The 21,024-nt window shown below is 38.3% G+C and carries 15 protein-coding genes and 1 pseudogene; 5 read left to right on the top strand and 11 right to left on the bottom strand.

Annotated features, from left to right (window positions below):
* Window positions 1-18: 18 nt before the first annotated feature.
* Window positions 19-930, bottom strand: a complete 912-nt coding sequence (locus tag QUF73_07495; protein MDM5226053.1) for an SDR family oxidoreductase — start codon at window positions 928-930, stop codon at window positions 19-21.
* A 95-nt stretch (window positions 931-1,025) separates the two neighbouring features.
* Between QUF73_07495 and QUF73_07500 the strand changes: the two genes are divergently transcribed.
* Both QUF73_07500 and QUF73_07505 read left to right on the top strand, forming a co-directional pair.
* On the top strand, window positions 1,026-1,994 hold the full coding sequence (locus QUF73_07500) for a YafY family protein (protein MDM5226054.1): 969 nt from the start codon (window positions 1,026-1,028) through the stop codon (window positions 1,992-1,994).
* A gap of 330 nt (window positions 1,995-2,324) precedes the next feature.
* Entirely contained in the window at window positions 2,325-2,894 is a 570-nt protein-coding gene (locus QUF73_07505) for a glycerol-3-phosphate responsive antiterminator (protein MDM5226055.1), read from the top strand.
* 42 nt (window positions 2,895-2,936) lie between these two features.
* Here the strand turns inward: QUF73_07505 and QUF73_07510 are convergent, their stop codons facing one another.
* Entirely contained in the window at window positions 2,937-3,461 is a 525-nt protein-coding gene (locus QUF73_07510) for an MgtC/SapB family protein (GenBank protein MDM5226056.1), read from the bottom strand.
* A gap of 399 nt (window positions 3,462-3,860) precedes the next feature.
* Here QUF73_07510 and QUF73_07515 point away from each other — a divergent pair, with 399 nt between their 5' ends.
* Window positions 3,861-5,783: a lamin tail domain-containing protein gene (locus tag QUF73_07515; GenBank protein MDM5226057.1), complete on the top strand. Its 1,923-nt coding sequence runs from the start codon at window positions 3,861-3,863 to the stop codon at window positions 5,781-5,783.
* 45 nt (window positions 5,784-5,828) lie between these two features.
* Here the strand turns inward: QUF73_07515 and QUF73_07520 are convergent, their stop codons facing one another.
* The 7 genes from QUF73_07520 to QUF73_07550 all read right to left on the bottom strand — a co-directional run bounded on the left by QUF73_07520 (window position 5,829) and on the right by QUF73_07550 (window position 14,178).
* Window positions 5,829-6,608: an HAD-IIA family hydrolase gene (locus QUF73_07520; protein ID MDM5226058.1), complete on the bottom strand. Its 780-nt coding sequence runs from the start codon at window positions 6,606-6,608 to the stop codon at window positions 5,829-5,831.
* A 161-nt stretch (window positions 6,609-6,769) separates the two neighbouring features.
* Window positions 6,770-7,510 (bottom strand): ribonuclease Z, encoded by a 741-nt coding sequence (locus tag QUF73_07525; protein ID MDM5226059.1) that lies wholly within the window; start codon window positions 7,508-7,510, stop codon window positions 6,770-6,772.
* Window positions 7,511-7,521: 11 nt separating this feature from the next.
* A complete protein-coding gene (locus tag QUF73_07530; protein MDM5226060.1) occupies window positions 7,522-8,334 on the bottom strand; it encodes a carbohydrate ABC transporter permease in 813 nt (270 codons plus the stop codon).
* Window positions 8,335-8,344: 10 nt separating this feature from the next.
* Window positions 8,345-9,235 carry a sugar ABC transporter permease gene (locus QUF73_07535; GenBank protein MDM5226061.1) on the bottom strand — a complete coding sequence of 297 codons (891 nt, stop codon included), beginning with the start codon at window positions 9,233-9,235 and terminating at the stop codon, window positions 8,345-8,347.
* A 94-nt stretch (window positions 9,236-9,329) separates the two neighbouring features.
* Window positions 9,330-10,601: an ABC transporter substrate-binding protein gene (locus QUF73_07540; GenBank protein ID MDM5226062.1), complete on the bottom strand. Its 1,272-nt coding sequence runs from the start codon at window positions 10,599-10,601 to the stop codon at window positions 9,330-9,332.
* A gap of 472 nt (window positions 10,602-11,073) precedes the next feature.
* The gene (locus tag QUF73_07545; protein MDM5226063.1) at window positions 11,074-11,565 is read right to left on the bottom strand and encodes a DUF1456 family protein; all 492 of its coding nucleotides are present in this window, start codon (window positions 11,563-11,565) and stop codon (window positions 11,074-11,076) included.
* Between the two features lie 1,344 nt (window positions 11,566-12,909).
* The gene (locus QUF73_07550; protein ID MDM5226064.1) at window positions 12,910-14,178 is read right to left on the bottom strand and encodes a mechanosensitive ion channel family protein; all 1,269 of its coding nucleotides are present in this window, start codon (window positions 14,176-14,178) and stop codon (window positions 12,910-12,912) included.
* A gap of 597 nt (window positions 14,179-14,775) precedes the next feature.
* On the opposite strand from QUF73_07550, the gene QUF73_07555 reads away from it, so the two are divergent.
* The gene (locus QUF73_07555) at window positions 14,776-15,720 is read left to right on the top strand and encodes an LCP family protein (protein MDM5226065.1); all 945 of its coding nucleotides are present in this window, start codon (window positions 14,776-14,778) and stop codon (window positions 15,718-15,720) included.
* Between the two features lie 338 nt (window positions 15,721-16,058).
* Window positions 16,059-17,612, top strand: a pseudogene (locus QUF73_07560) (IS3 family transposase).
* A 971-nt stretch (window positions 17,613-18,583) separates the two neighbouring features.
* On the opposite strand, the gene QUF73_07565 reads toward QUF73_07560, so the two are convergent.
* Window positions 18,584-20,506: a hypothetical protein gene (locus tag QUF73_07565; GenBank protein ID MDM5226066.1), complete on the bottom strand. Its 1,923-nt coding sequence runs from the start codon at window positions 20,504-20,506 to the stop codon at window positions 18,584-18,586.
* Window positions 20,494-21,024, bottom strand: coding sequence for a hypothetical protein (locus tag QUF73_07570; GenBank protein ID MDM5226067.1), 531 nt, complete (start codon window positions 21,022-21,024; stop codon window positions 20,494-20,496). The genes QUF73_07565 and QUF73_07570 overlap by 13 nt, the downstream gene beginning before the upstream one ends.

Here is a 21,024-nt window from a genome sequence, read left to right on the forward strand (position 1 = left end):
AGTTTTTCCAATAAAAAGCTATCTATATCCCCCAGCATTGGCCGGTTTCCCTGCTTCCTGAACCTCAACCAAATATCTGAAAGCATCTGGCTGCGAACCGTCCAAATCATGAAAGTTGTACATTTTAGCCAGCTGGCCACTAGAATAGGACCCGCCGCTCAACCGTTTTTTATCAGGATCTTTTGCTATGGCACTAATTGCACGCCCTATATACCTTGGTGTTTCAGAGATAACGAAATGAGGTTCATTTTTGGCAGCATCTTTCCAGTTTTCCTCTGTTACCCCAAACACCTCAAGCATAATTTCAGAACGCATCCAGCCGGGTGAAACAGCAGCCGCAGTGCAATCATAAGGAGCAAGTTCATGTGCCAGCGCTTTGGCCATCCGGATAACCGAGCTTTTAGCCAAATCATAAAAAAGAGACAGACGGTAGCGATTTTGATTGTACTCCTCTGTTCCATCTGTTATTTCGGCAACTAATCCGCCTTTGTTTTTAATCAGGAGCGGAAGGGCATAATGACTTGTGATAATATGCGTATCAATCGCCAGACGAAGCATTCTCATCCCCTTCTCCAGGGAATGCTCCCAGACTGGAATATCCCATTCCATCAAATTTTCGCTTCCCCATATATCATTGACGAGGATATCCAGCCTTCCCTGTTCTTTTTCTATTCTTTCAATTAAAGATCGCACCTGATCAGGTATGAGATGATCCACTTGGACAGCAATTCCAATGCCGCCCAGTTCATTGACCAATTCAGCTGTTTCTTCGATTGTTTCCTTACGGCCATATTCTGACATCTGATTTCGTGTCGTACGGCCTGTTACATACACTGTAGCTCCTGCCGCTCCCAGTTCCATGGCGATTCCGCGGCCTGCTCCCCGCGTTCCCCCAGCTACCAATGCTACCTTCCCTTTTAATGATGTCATTCCGATCTGCCCCCTTTTGTGTTATATCTATACTATAATCATTAATGTTGACATCCAATGTCATATTTAAAACTTTTTGGCCAGGAGTGAACAGAATGCGCGCGGACAGACTCATTTCTATATTATTATTGCTTCAAAATAACGAAAGAATGACTACGAGGGAATTGGCAAGAGAATTGGAGGTAACAGACCGCACCATTCACCGGGATATGGAAGCCTTAAGTGCTGCAGGCATCCCTGTCCTTGCTGAACGGGGAAAATTCGGCGGATGGAGACTGCTTGATAAATACAGAACGAATCTTACCGGGTTAAAAGCTAATGAAATCAAAACCCTGCTTCTCTCCCCCTCCTTTCAGCACCTTGCGGATCTAGGAATCAGTGAAGATTGGAAAGAAGCACGCCAAAAGCTGCTTGCTGCGATTCCCGCACCAATGAAAGATGATGTTAAAGACATTTCCAACCGGATTCATATAGATACCAGCACGTGGAGACAAACCCCACGGGAAATGAAGTCATTTGGAATAGTGCAGCAGGCTGTATGGGAGGAGAAAAAGCTTCAAATCCAATACGAAAAGGCAAATAAACAAACTATTGAGAGAATCGTTGATCCATTGGGGCTGGTAGCTAAAGGGAACACCTGGTATCTCATAGCTGCTTCTGATGAAAAGATAAAAAGCTATCGAGTTTCGAGAATAGTGGAAGCAAAATTGATGAATGACAAATTCAGCAGGCCGAATAACTTTGATCTTGCTGGCTATTGGCAGGAATCAAAGCAGTCATTCATTAGCAGCCTGCCTAGGTTTGAGGTGGAAGTAGAAATTTCTCCCTCCATCATTCAGCGGATAAATTTTACTGGGCGATTTGTACAGGTGATACACATGGATAACCCTAAGGATAATGGATGGATTCCAGCAAGTCTTTGCTTTGATACTGAACAGGAGGCAAGGGAGTATATACTTGGGTTTGGGGATCAGATTAAGATTGTAAGCCCTGTTTCACTTAGGAAAAGTGTGAGGGGGATGGCTGAGGGTGTGGTTAATTTATATAGTGAAAAGAAGAGATAATCCTTGACGTAATAACCGGAGGTCAACTCAGCTCCTTCCATTCTGCACTCTACTTGTTTTGTATATATGTCGCAATACATGAGATTTGGTAAGTTTACACCTTAAATTGCTGTTTAACTAAAAAAACTTAATTGGAAAGATATCACTCTATAATTGTCAATCATATCTTTATATTCCTTATAAACTACGATAGTTTGCACTTATTTCATTCTTGTCCTTGGTGAATAAATTAAGATTAACGATACGTTAATCACCCACTGCAAAAGTAACTAACCAGTTCAAATTTATGCTATAATAAAGAATATTCAGACTATTAAAGGAGCATAGCATATGAAACAAAACATTATTGACATTGTCCAATCACAAGTGATTGCATCAATCAAGGAAGAAGACGACCTGGAAAAGGCAGTCCGGTCAAAAGCCAACATCGTCTTCATCCTTACTGGAAATTTAATTACGATGAATGGATACCTGAAAAAACTAAAACAAGCCGGCAAAACTACCTTTATCCATATTGATTTCATTGATGGACTGTCCAACACAAAGAGTGCCATTAAATACATAGCAGAAATCTGGAAGCCATCCGGCATCATTACAACGAAGAGCAACCTGATTAAATATGCAAAGGAAGAAGGCCTTATGACGATCCAGCGCCTTTTTCTTATTGACCGCAATGCTCTTGTCAAGGGTATCGATATCGCACATAATTGTAAACCAGATGCCATCGAAGTTCTTCCTGGCCTGATGCCATCTGTCATTGATAAACTGACAACAATGACAGCGCTGCCAATCATCGCTGGCGGCCTGATCAGTAATAAGGAAGACATTCTGAATGGATTAGGGGCAGGTGCACTCGCCATTTCCTCTGGTGATCCAAAGCTCTGGAATCTGGATCTCTAACCGAATAGAGCTCAATTCACAGGAGTTGAGCTCAATCTCTTTTCAAGTTCCAACCTCTTCCTCATTTTCTGCTTTTGTCTTTCTTTTTTTCTTAATCCTTGGAAAACGCACTCTCGTAATCTCCCTCTCTTCAAAGTAGTTTCCTATCTTTGTAATGGTGAATGTAACTAACGTTGCGAAGATGACGATGGTATAAAATCCTGCTCCAATTCCAATCCCGACTCCCCCAGCGTAAAAGATCATCGCAGCTGAAGTCAGCCCCTTTACTCTCAAGCCGTCTTTCAAGATCACACCTGCACCAAGGAAACCCAGACCTGATACAATCTGTGCTGCCAGACGCATAGGATCCATCACTTTTCCGCTATCCGGCTGACTTAGCAGCTCTGCACTTTCGATCGAAACAATCGTAATCAGTGTACATGCCACCGATACATACGTATACGTTTTTAAACCAGCCGGCTTATTTTTCGATGTCCTGTCCCATCCGATTAAAAATCCTAATACAGCACTGACCACAATCCGAAAATAAGTCTCATGCTGCCAGAAGAATTCATTCATATACTCCATGTAAACCGCCATCCAACCAACTCCCTTCACGATAAAAAGAGACCACGCCATGAAACGAATGCTAAATCTCCCCACTAATAGTGAGGAAATCATAGTGTTCGCTTCATAGGTGATCTCTTTTGCTCTTCCTACAAGCCGACGTTTATTTTCGTTACTTCTATTATAAAACATTTGCTTCTCCATATCAAGCATTATTCTAATAATTCAGAATATACTTAAATATCCTGCCGAATATGCATTGCCACACCAAAGTCCCCATATGATTAAATTAGGTAATAAAATAGCGGGTGGAGATGAAGAGAGCCCTGTGCCAATTGTGTGTACGATGATCGTACATTCTGTTGTCATGGGGTTCTTTTCATTTTTACATAAATAACATTTTTAAAAGGAGGAAGTAAGTTGAAAATTAAATCAATTAGCTGGGCAGCTGCTTTTATTCTCGTTTTAGGCATCGTAATGGTATTAATCCCCTCACAAAACGCCAAGGCAGAAGATGCAATCCCACCCAACCTGTTGATCACAGAATTGATTCCTAATACCGATAACTACGCAGGTTATGATGCATTTGAATACTTTGAGCTTTATAACAATAGCCCGGATCCAATCGACCTGAAAGGATATCGATTCGCCTCCCGCAATTGGGACGAAGAAATCGAGGAAGCATACATTTTAAAGCCTTGGGAAACAGTAGTAGTCTGGACAAGAACCGCATCAATCAGCCCTATTTCACTGGATGCATTTAACTATAACTATTTCTTTTCCTACAAAAGTAAGTATTTACAAGAAGAGGATACAATCATCCTTGGCAACATCGGCGGGCTAGCCAATGGCGGTAGCACACTAACCGTTTATGACCCCGATGGCCACGAAGTCGTCAGAGCGGATTATGCAGCAGAGGACGTTTCTCTAAAGAAAACAGTCACCTTTACCTATCCTAAGGACAATACACGGACAATGGAAAAATTATCAATAAACCAAAACCCGACTCCGGGATGGCTGGTAGAAGATCAAGCCCCAGCTCGTCCAGTAATAGATAAAGAGGCTCCGCATCCGCCGGTCAACCTGGAAGCGACTGCTGGCAGCGGAAATGCTGCATTGACCTGGGATGCATCTTCCGAAACAGATCTATTCCGTTATCATATTTACAAAGATGGCCATTTCGAATATTCAGTAGATGCATCACAGACAGAATTTCCCCTTTATATGTTAATCGGCAATCAAACGTACTCATTACAAGTAAGCGCAGAGGATACATCAGGGAATGTATCGGAAAAATCAGCCCCTGTACAAGTAACACCAGAACACCAAATCATTACTCAGCTGGAACGATGGAAACATCAAAAAGATCCTGCCTATCAAGGTCTATGGGATATCAGTTCGGACGGACCGGTGATTGCAGGATTAGCCCAAGGACTGGTCCCTCAAGGATTAACCTATTATCAGAAAAAAGACTGGCTGCTTACCATAAGCTATGTCGATGATGGAATTCGGCCTGGTACCATTACCGTAACAGATCGCACGACAGGCAAACTGGTGAAATCGGTTGTCCTTTACAACACCGATGGCACACCGTATACCGGTCACGCTGGTGGCGTTACCGTCAGTCGCGATCATGGCTGGGTAGCTTCCGAGAATTACTTGTTCAGCTTCAATTTAAGTGACCTGGCAGAAGCGGAAAATAACGGAGAAATTCAGTTCACAAGACAAATACCATTACCGGTCGAGGCGGCTTACACCGTTTATGATGAGGGCATTCTCTGGGTCGGAGAATTCTATGAGGCAAGCTCCTATCCGACCGATCCATCTCACCATATTGAAAACAGGGATGGAGAAATGCACTACGCCTGGATGATCGGCTTCAATTTGGAACGAAACAACGATATGCTTGCTGAAGCCCATTGGGATGGCTCACCTGAGCACAATGCTGTGCCTGATTACGTCCTTTCAACGACTGGAAAAGTCCAAGGCGCCATTATACAAAAAGCAGCAGGGAATGGCATCAAGCTAAGTACATCCTACGGAAGAGCAAACGACAGTGTACTGTATCGTTATGAATACCCATTAAAAGAAGACCCTCATTCCTATGCCACTGTCGAAGGAAAAGAAGTACCCCTATGGTTCCTTGATGGACACACTGCTAAACCACGCCAAAGTATCGAAGCAATCCCGATGCCAGAAGGAATCGTTGAAGTACAAAAAGAACTCTACGTCGTGTTTGAGTCCGGAGCAGATAAATACCGCTATACGACCACCTACCCGATGGACCGGATGCTCAAAATCGATATGAAGAAATTAATGAAGGATGATAAAGGAATCGAATAACACAAAAAAGGGAGCGGGATTCTATTACCGCTTCCTTTTTTAATATCATTTTAACGATAGCAATCCACTCACCGAGGGTAAGACATAATCTGGCTTCCACGGAGAAACCCTCAAGTCCTCCTCGGTAGTAATCCCACTAAGTACAAGTGCTGTTTTCATTCCAGCTTCGATTCCCATCCGGATATCCGTTTCGAGGCGATCACCGATCATCACACATTCATCCGGCTTAAGCTGCAAAATTTCCAATGCTGTTTCAATCGTTAGAATGGATGGCTTTCCGATCTGTACATCAATCGTTTTCCCGGCAACCGCTTCCACCGCACCAATCATTCCGGCACAGTCCGGAACATCGCCTACCTCCATGGGACAGGTTCTGTCAGGATTGGTTGCAATCATCTTTGCACCAAGCTTTACGGACTGATAGGCAAAATTCAAATGATCGTAGTGAAAATCTCGATCCCATGACAGTACAACGACGTCGATCTCTGCTGGTGCCAGCCCTTCCCGAAATCCGGCAAGTGCCAGTTCATCTTTGATTGGCTGCTCTCCAATCACATACAATGTGGCATTAGGATGATGTTCCCGCAAATATTCAATCAACGTAAGTGTCGGATTCAAAATGTTCTCCAGGCTCGCATTGATCTTGAAGCCGCGCAACTTCTCCACATAACACTGACGCGATTCAATCGTCTTGTTTGTAAGGAATAGCACTTTCTTCCCCTCATTGAAAAGGGAATTCACCACAGTATCTGCTCCTTCAATCAATTGCTTCCCAAGATATACGGTGCCATCCAAGTCAAAAATATATCCTTTCAAGTTTCTCATTGTTCCCCTCCATCCAATAAAGTAAAACTTCAATCAGTGGGTGTTTTAGTGCCCGTTAGAGGGCAATAAAAAATTCCTTGAGCATGACGATTTCTCCAATTTAATAATTGGATGCCGCCAAACCCAAGGAATCTCCTCATCTCTATCCTTGATCTATTTACCTATACTGTTTTCGTCATCAGGTCTTCGCCGATGACGACCTTCAAGATGCTAAGCTTTGCCACCTCTTCTTCATATGGTTCTTTATCTGACAAGTGGACTAACACAATCTCACCGATTTTATCCAAATCATACTTCTCTACAACTTCAACGAGACTGCTGTGGTTACCGGCCACTTTACGAGCAGATGTCGCCTCATGAATTAACATATCTATATGGTCATACTGTCCGATTCGTGCGTTGATTTCCGTATCACTTGAATAAACGACTACTCGACCAGGGCATCGGACCTCCAGCCCAACAGTAGGAACAGAATGAAGCGCTTTAAAACAGGAAAAAGTCATCTCCCCGCCTGACAACAGCTCCTCTTCCTGATCACCATCAAATGTTTCCACCTCAATGGAAAAGGCGATCGGCCACTTGTCAGCCTCCATTGTCGCCAGCCATTCGTAAAGCTTTTTCTCATTACGGTAATCGCAAAAAATCCGTAAAGGCTTTTTCCTGTTTTCCAGCCACATCCCCCACAGCAAAGATGGCAACCCATAAATATGGTCGATATGAAAATGGGTGAATATCACTGCATCGAGCTCACTTAAGTCCATCTGCATTTGCTTCAGTTTTCTGCAAGGATTGCCGCTGACATCGACCAGGACATGATAACCGTCATTCGAAAAGCAAATTGAAGTATTATCGCGATTGGAACCGGGATAGGCACTTCCCGTTCCCAAAAAATGAATATCCATTTAACCACCACCTATTTAATTCCTGAATGCATGAAGCTTGATACGAATTGTTTTTGGAAAATGAAGAAAGCAACTACTAATGGCATGATGACCATTACCGTACCTGCAGCGACCATTCCCCATTGTGCTCCCGTTTCATACGATTGCGCAAACAAGGCAAGTCCAACGGTCAACGGTCGGGACTCGACAGAATCCGTGATAATCAACGGCCACATGAAGTTGCTCCAATGGTGACTGACGGACACGAGCGCAAACGCAATATATGTCGGTTTAGCCGATGGAATGTATACATGCCAAAGCGTCTGATACCATTTACAGCCGTCTATTCTCGACGCTTCATCGAGATCATACGGGACCTGCTTAAAAGTCTGGCGCAACAGGAACACCCCGAATGCTGATGCCCAATACGGCATCATGACGGCCAGCTTCGTATTAACGAGCCCAAGCTGGCTAATAACCTGGTAGTTCGGAAACAACAGAATTTCAGGCTGAATCATCAGCTGGAGCAAAAACAAGATAAACAGTACATTTTTTCCTTTGAAGTTCACCCGTGCAAAAGCATAAGCCGCAAGCGTAATCGTGAACAACTGGACAATCAGCACGCCAAATACGATGACGAACGTATTGATGTAGTATTGGATAAATGGTGCAGTCTCCCACGCTTTCACATAGTTTTCAACTGTTGGGTTTGAGACCCAGAACGGAAAACCTCCATTGATCACTTGATTCCCGGGAGAGAAAGAAGTAATGATTACCCAAAGCAGCGGGATAAACGAAATGATCCCAAGAACAATAATGATGCCATAGTTCAGTTTTTTCATCATTCTCCCCTCCTTAATAATGGATTTTCCGATCAAGATACAAATAGTTGAATGCTGTGACCCCCAGCATGATGACAATCAAAATCACGGTCAGAACGGCAGCTTTGCCAAGATCCCAGTTCGTAAATGCCGCTTCATAGATATGATAGAGCAGCAGATTGCTGGCATTATCCGGTCCACCCTTAGTCATAATGTACAAGTGGTCGACGTTCTTGAATGAATTCGTAATCGCCACGATCATGACGAACAGCGTCGTCGGCATCAGCAGCGGGAACGTGATATGACGGAACATCTGGAGCGGTTTCGCCCCTTCGATCTCAGCCGCTTCATAGACATCTCTCGGTAAATTTTGCAAACCAGCTAAATAAAAAATCATATAAAAACCAGCATCTTTCCAAATAATCATGACAATCATCACAATCATTACTGTATTGGGATTCCCCAGCCAGTTCGTGTCCCCTGCTCCGAACAAATGAAGGAAGTTATCGAGCAGTCCGTACTGAGGGGTGTAAATGAAAAGCCAAATATTCGCTACCGCAATTAACGGAATGATTGTCGGGTAGAAAAACGATGTCCTAAGCAAGGAGCTTCCGGCCATTTTTTTATTCAGCCAGATGGCAAGATACATCGCTAGGAACAAACTCGTTGGCACTGTCCCAATCATGAAGATGATGTTATTCAGAATGACCTTCCTGAATATCTCATCAGCTAAAACTTCTTTATACTGATCCAATCCGGAAAACTGCAGCCGGGTCATCGGACCACTGTAGAAGCTTAACTGGATCGACTTGAGAGTTGGGTAAAACGTAAACATAGTTAAAAAAATGAAAGAAGGAAACAGTAATCCGTAGGCGAACAGATTGTGCCTCGTTCCGGAACTGAATTTTCTTCGCTTCGTTGTCATCAGATCTAACCCACCTTTCTTGTGAATAAAGAGAGCCCAGGTCAGCATATTTTCACTTGAGCTCCACTCCATTCAGTCCACTGCTGCAGCTTTATTACTGAAAAGGCTTCAGCACTTCTTCTGCTTTCTCCTGAGCTTTTTCCAATCCTTCGTCAACTGAGCTTTGTCCAGTCAAGATCGATTGAATATGATCATTGAAAATTTTCTGCACCTCACCATTTTGGTAAGTTGCCAATTCGCTATCCGCATATTCCAATTGCTCGCGGGCAACAAGTGCAGGCGGGAATTCCTCTACATACTTTTTCAGCAAGTCCGTTTCATAAGCAGATTCTCTAGTGGCGACATATCCTGTATCGATAGACCACTGAGCTACGCGCTCAGGTTCCGTAAGAAATTTCATGAACTTGATCGCAGCTTCCTTGTTAGCTTTGGGAAGATCTTTGAACAAGTAGATGTTTCCTCCTCCAGTCGGGGATCCAAACTGATTATTTGCCGGCAGGAATGATACACCGAAATCAAAGTCTGCATTGTTCTTCACATTTGTCAGATTACCTGTCGTGTGGTACATCATCGCTGTTTTTCCGCTCAAGAAGTCAGAAGGAACTGTCGCCCATTCAATGACACCCTCCGGCATGATCTTATGCTCTTTTCCAAGGGACAACCAATAATCCATCGCTTCTTTTGCGTAAGGTGCGTTGAAGTGCACTTTCTTTCCATCTTCAGACATGATGTTGTCTTCAGTCTGAAGTGCTAAAGCCTGGAACATCCAGTACTGGTATCCAGTACTCGGGATTTCAAGACCCCATTGGTCCTTACCGCCATTTTTCGTCAGCTTCTTCCCGTATTCCACCAGCTGATCCCAGTTTTCAGGTGGAGCTTCCGGATCCAGTCCGGCTTCTTTGAATGCGTCCTTGTTGTAGTATAGGACAATTGTGCTGCGCTGGAATGGCAAGCTGTATACCTTATCTCCGATAGAAGAATTCGCCATGAATCCATCGTAAAAATCATTTAAGTACTCTTCGTCAAACAAAGGTGTCACTTCCTCGATCAGGTCGTTCTCAAGTAAAGTGAATAGATCAATTGAGAATAAAACAGCAAGTTCAGGCGGATTCCCTCCCTGCGCTGACGCCATCACCTGTGTCATCGTTTCAGCATAACTGCCGCCATACTTCGCATTGACCTTGATGTCAGGATTTTCTTTCTCGAATTCTTCTACAATTCCATCAACAATGTTCGCTACATCCCCCCCAACCGCAACCGGGAACCAGAAATCAATCTCAGCCGTTTCTCTCACTTCAGTGTCACTGCTGCATCCGGCAAGGACAACCAGTAAAACTAAAACGAATGATAAAAACTTAACCTTCATGCCTTTTCCCCCTTAATATCCATTTTTTCATAAAAAAACCCATGAACAATAACTGCATCACAAAGAAGTGTCATGCAATTTATTGTTCACAGGGAATCTCCGCATCTCTACCCTAGACAATAACCTGTCTAATATATATGTCTTATTACTCACAATAATAACCAATCCTTTGCAATAAAATTTTGAAGGTTTTTTCATTGGATTTTTATCTTACTAAATCAATTGAAATCATGAAAAAAGGTGCCTGGCCCTTTAGGCATTAACGTATCCAACGCAGCCGGGGTCAGGCACCAATATTCCAAAAACGAGCCTTCTCAATCAATTTTGGGGCTCGTTTTTGTCATTAGGGCAGGAGTCCATTTATGTAACTCCTAAAGATAAATTAATTTCATGAACTATTCACTCTTTAATGATCTCAGACAGCTTTGCTTTATAGGCTATTTATATGTTATTACTCGAATTCTTTTCTTCCTTATCCCCTATATTTAATCGCTAGTCCTTTTAAGAAGTTTCTGGCAAAATTGTCTAAGCAAACTTTATAATTTTTATGTCCTTCTTTTCTTAAAAAAGCACCGAGTTCTCCTTTTGATACGTTTAATCCAGCTTTTTTGAATACATCTATCATGTCCTCTGTTGTTAAGGACAAGGCGATTTTGGTTTTCTTTAAAAGGATATTGTTTACATTTGTATTATTTTCTATGGACGGTTCTGGCGTACTATTTTGACCTGGTTTTGACTCTTGCTTACCTCTTTTATAAATAATGAAGCCATTCAAAAATGAATTTAACATACTATTTGTTAATTTTATTTGCATGCCATTCTCTTCTTCATCTGTCTTTTTAAGGATCTTTACCACCTCTGGTACGGATACCTCTATTCCTCCAAGTTTAAAGATCTCTGCCATTTCACTATTTTTGATTTCTAACGCATATCTCAATCGAATTAATATATCATTATTATCCATCAACTTACTTCCTCCTATTTTTTACTGCTCTTTATTAATACAGTACCCTTTTAACTATCTTAAGTCTATTATAGCCGAAGCCTCACAATGAGCAGAATACGGAAACAATCAATTTAATATGCCATATCACCTAAAGTGAGTAAATGGATGGCACAAAGAACCGCACAGCATCCCACTGTGCGGCAATTAAATGTATATTGGCGAGACCGCCTGGGACTCGAACCCAGCTGACCTGGAACGCAAGTCACAAGGAGTTTTGGGGACAGTGGAGGGCACCAGAGAAAATAAAATACTAATAAATCATTATTTGTACCATATCTCGTCCATTTATCCAAACGGTTTATTTGGTCTCCTTTGGTATTTATGAATGACATAAACCTCTTAAATCAATTGTTTTCCAATTTTCTTTTTCCCTTATCAACCCAAAATCTTTCAAAGCCCTCTGAAGTTTCAAGCCTCTAGCTCAGGTACATCCTAGAACATGGCGAACTTCGAACCCACCGTCCGAACCATTCGAAATAAAAAAAAGCAAGGGATAATCCACACTCTCCATCGAACCTTTGAAATTTTTATTAACCTTCCGAGTTATAAAGCGTGGAATGGTGGATCCTCCAACATCTGCAAAAAGGCAAGAAAATCGTAACTGTCAAACCTCACACATAAAAAGTGGGAGATAAAACTGTTAAGGTTCCTGGCCATCGTCGTTCTACACCAAATTAATCCTCTTGAGCCTTCAAACTCTCCAAAGTTCGCAGGATTCACATTTTTTGGGACATAAAAAAGCAGAAAATGGCATATAATGGATTAACTAAGGGTGGCATCTTTCCTCCCCTTAGTTCTGGTGATTTTAACCAGAAATGCGACAATAGGTAAATCTTGGTGTATGGGTGGATAGTCTATAAATCCACCCTTTTTTATGTAGTTAATTTGCTATGTTTCTCTCCAACGCCTAAGACAACGTTTTGGCTGTTCCTTCCCAATCATCTCGGGGTAAAAGCCTTGTTCAATAAAGATTTGCGATGGTGTTTTCCCACTTTTGTACTCCGCCACTGCTTTTGTCTTAAATTCAGAACTATAGGATATTGACCTCTCAGAAGCCCTCAAAACATTAGGATTCTTTTCAAGTTCTTTCATTTGAAATCATTATAAATATTCTTACTCATGAAAAAACCTCCGCCCTATTCATTAAAACTATTGAAACACAAAAAACCCCAGAAAGGGGCACTTTTTTATCAGTGTCCGCTATCTGGGGTATAGTTCAGATTACCAATGTAGTCTCTTAAATTAGAAAAAACCGACTGTGTTAATTTAATACAGTCGGTTTTGTTTCGGTGATTGATTATTTCAATAGCTTCTTTTGCCGATCAAGGCTTTGTTGTTCGATTCTTCTACCATGATTCTTAAATCAGCCCCAGATGGATTCTGGAATACCTTTAGTCCAAACTCTGGTGCAACTGCAAATAGATGGTCAAAGATATCAGATTGCACAGATTCATACACTGCCCACTGTACGGAATTTGTAAATGCGTAAATTTCTAGAGGCAACCCATGTTCACTATGTGCCAGCTGTCTAACCATTAAGGTCATATTCTGATTGATTCCATCGTGATTCTTGAGGTAATTGTTGATATACGCCCTAAAAACACCAATATTGGTAAGGGCCCTGCCATTCACAGGGTTGTTCCGATCGATTTCATTACTAGCATTATACTCAGTAATTTCCCTTTCCTTTTGAATAATGTAGTCAGAAAGGTAATGAACTTTTATAAATTTCTCGATCATTTCCTCGGTGCAAAACGTGATGCTGCTGGTATCTATATACAAATGGCGCTTGATTCGTCGGCCGCCTGAGCTTTGCATCCCTCTCCAGTTTATAAAAGAATCAGAAATAAGAGCATAACTGGGTATCATCGTAATCGTTTTGTCGAAATTTTGAACCTTTACGGTATTTAAAGAAATATCAATAACGTCACCATCTGCTCCATATTTTGGCATTTCAATCCAGTCACCAACCCGAACCATATCATTGGCCGTCAATTGAATTCCAGCCACTAATCCTAATAACGAATCCTTAAATACTAACATTACAACGGCCGAGAGAGCACCAATACCACTTAATAGAATAAGAGGACTCTCACCAATAAGGTTCGAGATTACTAAGATGAACCCTATAGTCATGATAATAATGTTAACCACCTGAATATATCCTTTAATAGGCTTAACCTTGGATATTTCAAAGGTTTGATAAATATCATTAAGTACATTAAGTAAGCTTTCAATAAACACTAACGCTACAATAATGATATAGGTAATGGCCAATTTCGCTATGATTGGCTGATAGGTTGGAAAGGTTGTAGAAAACGAATAAATAATGATTGCAGGAACAATATGTGATAACTTTCGGAAAACTTGTCTTTCCAATATGATTTTACCCCACTTGACCTTGGAGTTTGTAACAATACGAGTGATGATCCTGATCACGATTTTCTTTGTAATAAAATTTGCTGCGATACAGATAAGACCTATTAGCAGAATCTTGATTATTATCGAAAGATATTCTACTAATCTAGGATCCAGATCCATATCTAGAAGTAGATTATTTATGAATTGCATCTGTTATCCTCCAATTTAAATTGCATCATAAGCAACTTTACGGGTAAAGTATCTAAGCTGTCAATTCCTACTTTATCAATAACGAAAAAATGGTGACTTTTCTCCTGAGTTGTAACGCATCAGTTTATTGGGGTCAGGACAAATAGAAGTGTTCATACGTTGCAGGAAACGTTAAAAAGCAACACCCACCAAGTATGGCACCACCAGGGATTGCCAAAGAAAATTAATCAGTTACACATTTCAACATTACTTATTTCTATTAAAGGATTATTAAAGGACTGTTTACAAGTATCCTATAGAAAAATGAGGTGAATAAAACCTTTAAATCTCACAATAACTAAAAACCTTAACCATTCCTCTATTATCTTGTTTTCACATTTCACTTGTGTAAAACGAAACTAATGTAAACAGAATTTTAAACAAATGTAATCTAATATATCAAAAAATGAAATGTAATTATGGAATAATAGTTACTTCAAGCTAAAATGATTGAACCCCTTCAGTTTCTAATTGCCCCATCAGAAACTGAAGAGACGCCCATTATATAATTTGATTTATTGATTATGTTGATTATTATTCAGCCTAGGTGGTGCAGGTATGGCAAGAATAAGAAAGAGAAGAAGGATAAGATGGATTAGAGTATCTGCCGCCATTCTTCTATTAAGTATCTTTTTGGTTGGTCTTTTTACTATATTTCACTATATAGAAGGAACTATAAAAAAGGTTAATCAACCATTTAAAAAAGTTGAAGCAACTCATTCGTTTCAAGGTGAGAAAAGTAAAATGGACGCTGTAAATGTACTTTTACTGGGAAGTGACTCAAGGGGAGAAAAACAAGCTAGAACAGATACAATAATGGTAGCTCACTATAATCCTAAAACTCATGAGGTAAAACTTATGTCGCTTATGCGTGATATGTATGTATCCATACCTGAACATGGAGAGCATAAATTAAATACTGCTTATTCATTAGGAGGACCTGAATTATTAAGGAAGACCATCCAATTAAATTTTGGTCTGGATATTCATCATTATGCGATTGTCGACTTCAAAGGATTCGAAAAAGCTGTAGACCTCCTTGTTCCCGATGGGATTGAAGTAGACATACCATATGAAATGTCTGATGGCATCGGAATGACGTTAGAGGAAGGGAAGCAACAACTTCATGGTAAAGAACTGTTAGGATATGTTCGATTCCGTCAAGATCGTTTAAGTGACTTCGGCCGGGTGCAAAGACAGCAAGAAGTCATCTCAAAATTAAAAGATGAAGCCGTAAATCTGCATAGCGTCACAAAGCTTCCTGATCTATTAGGACTTTTAAATAAATACATCGATACAGACATTGACACTGCCACACTCTTGACGATTGGAAAAGACATTTTGAGCAATAAAAGTGGAGAAATACAAACAATCCGAATCCCTGAAGATGGCAGTTTTACAAATGAACGTCATGAAGAAATTGGAGAAGTCTTAAAAGTAGACTTAGAACAAAATAAAACAGCTCTTAAAAGGTTTTTAGAAAAAGAAAAAAGTAAACCCTGATCAAACTTTCAAAACCCATAACCATAATCTTTTTTTGGTTATATTAAATTAGACTGCTGATGTCCGCACAAGGCACTCGCTTTCCCTGGGGCGCCCGGTGAGCCCGCAGGATAGTCGAGTGCCCTCTGCTCCAATCACCAGGTGCTTTAAATCAACATTGACCTTAGCTTTAACACAGCATTTTAATAAAAACATCACCTACGAAACCCTAGTTAAAATTGTTCTACTACATTCCTATAGATATAAAGAAAAAACCGCACTAGTAAAAATGATATGCTCCCCTTTAGGTAGACAGATTAAAAAATAAAAATCTGGCTGCTTATGGGGGAGTATTTATTATGTCCAAAAGATCTTACTCTGCTGAAGAGAAATACGAGATATTAAAGGAATTAGACGAGCATTATTCAACATATGAACTTGAGTCAAAATATAACGTGCACCATACAACTATTTTGAACTGGAAACACAAGTATGATAAGTGTGGTTTAGAAGGTCTAAAAGAGTCTTTTACTTGGAAAAAGTATTCCAAGGAATTGAAGCTAGCTGCCATTAGAGATTGTCTGTCTGGGGAGTATTCTATACGTGAGGTTGCTAGATTGTATGAAATATCAGATTCCTCTGTCCTTAGAGGTTGGATAAAGAAGTATAATAGTCATAGAGATTTAAAAGATACGTTACCAGGAAGGGCGAGCTCTATGACTAAGGGAAGAAAAACGACTTGGGAAGAACGAATACAAATTGTAATTGATTGCTTGGGGAACGGAAAAGATTATCAAGAAGCAGCTAATACTTATAATGTTTCTTATCAACAAGTCTATCAATGGGTTAAGAAGTATGAAGATGGAGGAGATGAAGCGCTAAAAGATAAACGTGGTAATAAGAAAGAAGAAACTAGCTTGACTCCAGAAGAGAAAATGAACCTTCAAATGAAAAAATTAGAAAGTGAAAATGAACGGTTACGTGCAGAGAATTTGTTTTTAAAAAAGTTAGAGGAGATCGAAAGGAGGCGAAAATTAGCCAAATCCGATTTGAGGATAAGTATGTCGCTATTCAAGAGCTTCACCAGAATGAAGGTTTAAGTATTAGTTTACTTTGTGAAATTGCTGGTATTGCACGATCTGCATACTATAAGTGGCTAAATCGTACTCCTTCATCCAGAGAAATATTGAATAAAGAAATCATCAAAGAGATGAAAATTCTCCATGAAAAAGTTGATGGCATATTCGGTTATCGTCAGATGACCCTTCACATGAATAGAAAGTTTGAGGAGAAACTTAATCATAAAAGAATCGATCGGTTGATGAAAGTGGCTGGATTACGTTCTGTCATTCGTGTCAAGAAGAAGCAATATAAACGCTCTACACCTCAACATGTGGCAGACAATATATTAAATCGTGAATTTACAGCCGAAAAACCAAATGAAAAGTGGGTAACGGACGTTACAGAATTTAAGTATGGCCAATCAAAAAAGGCCTATTTAAGTGTGATTCGTGATCTTTATGACGGATCCATTATAAGTTATGTTCTAGGACACTCCAATAATAATCAACTTGTATTCAAGACACTTGATCAAGCCACAGCACTATTGAATGGAGAACACCCTCTTATCCATAGTGACCGTGGATTTCAATACACCTCTAAAGGGTTCAAACGTAAAATAGATGCGGCGGAGATGACACATAGCATGTCACGAGTGGGCCGGTGTATTGATAATGGGCCAATGGAGTCTTTTTTTGGGACACTAAAATGTGAGAAGTATTATTTACATAAATATAAGACATTTGAGGAACTTACTACTGCGATGGATGAGTACATACATTTTTATAATCATGAAAGATACCAAAAAAGATTAACGGCTTAGCCCTATGGAATATAGAGTTAAAGCCGCTTAAATCATTTTTATTATTTCCACTGTCTACTTGACAGGGGGCAGTTCAAAATTCACTGTGCGGTTAACTATGTATAGTTGGCGGGACCGCCTGGGAATCGAACCCAGCTGACCTGGCACGCAGGTCACAAGCGGTTTTGAAGACCGTGGAGGGCACCAGCACCCCAATCACAGTTTCAAAACACCGTTAAATCAACATTTTCAAACCCACCAAAACAGATTTCTATTAAATTCTGATACAGTTTTCGTTCAATCCTTACAGATTTATTATAGTTATTAGTTCATATTAGTGTCAATTATTCATTCACCTATTAATTAAACTCTGCTTTTATTTAATCTCAGTCACATCAAAATTTTCATACAAAAAATCCTACTCCCAATATGGGGGGTAAGATTAATTCTGAGGTATTTTTACTGGAACTTTTTTGCTTCAATTCTTCTAGTTTTAGCCATAACTACTTCGGTTGTTAGGAATAGAGTTGCAACAGATGCTGCGTTTTGTAGAGCAGAACGAGTTACTTTTGCTGGGTCTACTACGTTCAAGCCTATTTTCCGTTCTCAATTATTGGGCAATTACCATATCCCAATAAAATATTATATTTTTTTGTAAAATATCTGTTGTGATTTGTGAATTATAAATTTTAAAAGAAAAAATAAACCTAGAAATAATCTAGACTTTTATGATTGCTCCATAATTTAGAGGTAATGTCATACAGTATGGCAACAACCATTGATATTACAACGTAACGGTGAGGGATGCTTTACAACATTATTTACCTATTTGCAATTCACGTGGCATTATGCCGAACTTAGAACCACAAGGAATTGCAAACTTTAAAGCCTCGCTTACTTTATCGATTTTATCCTCTAGAGAGGATTAAATACTTACGAACTTGGTTTAAGACCTTATACATTCATAATAAAATTGTTAATATACATATTCAACTATCAAATCTTCTAACTTTTTTAGCTTACTTAACTTTTTCTTTTTAGAAGTTTGTTTTCTGAAGATAAATAATCAATTAAAAACTCGTTTTGCAACTCTTCTTCGTATTCATCATATCCACTTGTAATTAGTATTTGACAATCTGTATCTTTAAATTCCTCAATGTAAGTGAATAATTTTTTTAAATGCGGAATTTCAATTCCTTCAGCCTTTAAAGTATCAATTATTAAAAATTTTGGGAAAGCGATTTGATAATCTGGATTTAAAGATAGTTTAAGTAAAGATAAATAAAAGAATAGTCTTCTTGGTACATTAAAACTTTGCTCTTTATACTGACCAATAAACGGATAATAATTTCTGTCTAATTTAACTATATATTCGTTTTCATTAGCATCAAAAAAGTCTCTAAGATATTCACTATATATTTTTTCAAACTGTTCTATATTTTTTTGGAACATATTATCTTTTTCTTCTTCTAATTTATTTAAACGCTCTCTAGTCTTTTGAATTTTATCCTCTAACCCACTAATTATACTTTTAGAATTATTTATATCTTTCGCCTTCTCTTTTAATATCGCTAATTCAGAAGCGGTTTCTTTTAATGGGATTATTTTATCAGTAATTTCATCAATAGCAGAAACATTTGAGTTTACTTCTATATCACCTGTAATTGCTTTAACTTCATTAACTAATATTTCTATTTGTTTTTTTGTATTTTCGATAATTTCATTTAATTGAGCATAATCTTTTCTATATCCTTCAATGACTTCATTGATTGTTTCTAAAGATTTTACTTTTGACTTTAACAACTGGATATATTCTTTATCAGAATATATAAATCTGGAAAAATCTAAATGATTATTGGAACCACAAATACATTTATTTTCATATAAAACAACTTTGTCTAAACAAAATGGGCATTCTTCATTATTAATTAAATCTATATACTGTGCGGTAAATAAAACTTTGTCTATATGTTCAATTTCACTTTTTAAATCATCTTTAACTCTTAATGATTTTGATAAACCTTCAGAAACTGAGTTTAGCTGGTACTCATAATTTTTTAATTTATGTGTTTCAATAACAATATTCTTTTGGACTTCTTGAATTCTTGAAACTACTTCTTCACCAAAATGCCTCTCCTTTTTAATATCTTCTCTTATATTATTTAATCTTTTTAATTCAGTTTTCGTAGCTATCAATTCTTCATTTATATTTTCAATATCATGTTTTCTTAATTGTTTAAGTATTTCATGTTGAATTATTTCAATAGATTTTAATTTTTGTTTCTCTACTTGTAATTCTTTAGTTAACCTCTTTAATTCAGAGTACTTTTTATAATACTCGTCATTATAACCTGACATTAATACTTCAAAAATACTTCTTTTCATAATATTACTGTTCTTAAAATAATCAGAAGGTTGTATTCCAAACTCACTAATTATCTTTTTGTTTTCAGTTAATTGGTCATAATAAATATATCTAAATAGGTCATCAATGTTTAAGCGATGAGTCGTATTATTTTGTTCTATCTCCACAAATTCAATACCTAATTTATTCATTATCCAATCAGAAAATGTCATATCTTCTTTTTGATAAATAAAGCCTTTTCTATACACACTATATGTTGTATATTCTCCTGCTTTAAAATCATAAACACTAATTATGTTTTCGCCGATTTGTCTTTTTAATATAAAATTTTCACTATTAATGCTTATACTTAACTCAATAATTTTATTGGAGTCTTGCAAGATTTCATTTATAGGCTCTTTACTACTCTCTTTAAAGAATTCTACGTCAATACCTAAGCAATAAACAATTAGGTAGGTGAAAGTAGATTTTCCATTCCCATTATCCCCCACCAACAAATTTAAACCTTTAGTAAATTTTTCATTCCTATAAAAATATGTATCTCCTCTATATTTTAAAGAATTAATTACTATTGCTCCCATATCGCTACCCCATTTGCTTTAAAAAAGTTATCTACGAAAGTCATATAATTTAATCTTTTCAAACTCTTTACCTTTCCTTTAATGTCAATTATTCGTCTTTTTTCTTTTTCAAATTTGGTATCTTGAATAAACATTTTAATAGTTTCATTTTCCAACAAATAGATATTAACTTTATTATCTTCAACAACAATTTTAATGATATTTCTTTTTTCTAAAATTAATAATAAGTATCTTATTAGAGTTATTGTTTCTATCGCATCATAATATATTCGGTTTAACTCTTTAATAATATGTGCATTTGGCTTTATATAACTTTTGTAATAGTTTAATAAAAGCTGTGTATTTTTCTCATTAGATATAATTGGGATTAAAAAGATTAGCTTTCTATAATCTTTAAAGCTGCTTTTATCAGTTTTACAATCTAACACTGATAAAATTAGAATTAAATTATAAGCTAGAAAATATAAATCTTCGCTATTATTATATAAAAGTCTTTTTTCCTTAAAATTATCGTTCAT

Source organism: Cytobacillus sp. NJ13 (genome assembly GCA_030348385.1).
GTDB lineage: Bacteria > Bacillota > Bacilli > Bacillales > Cytobacillaceae > Cytobacillus.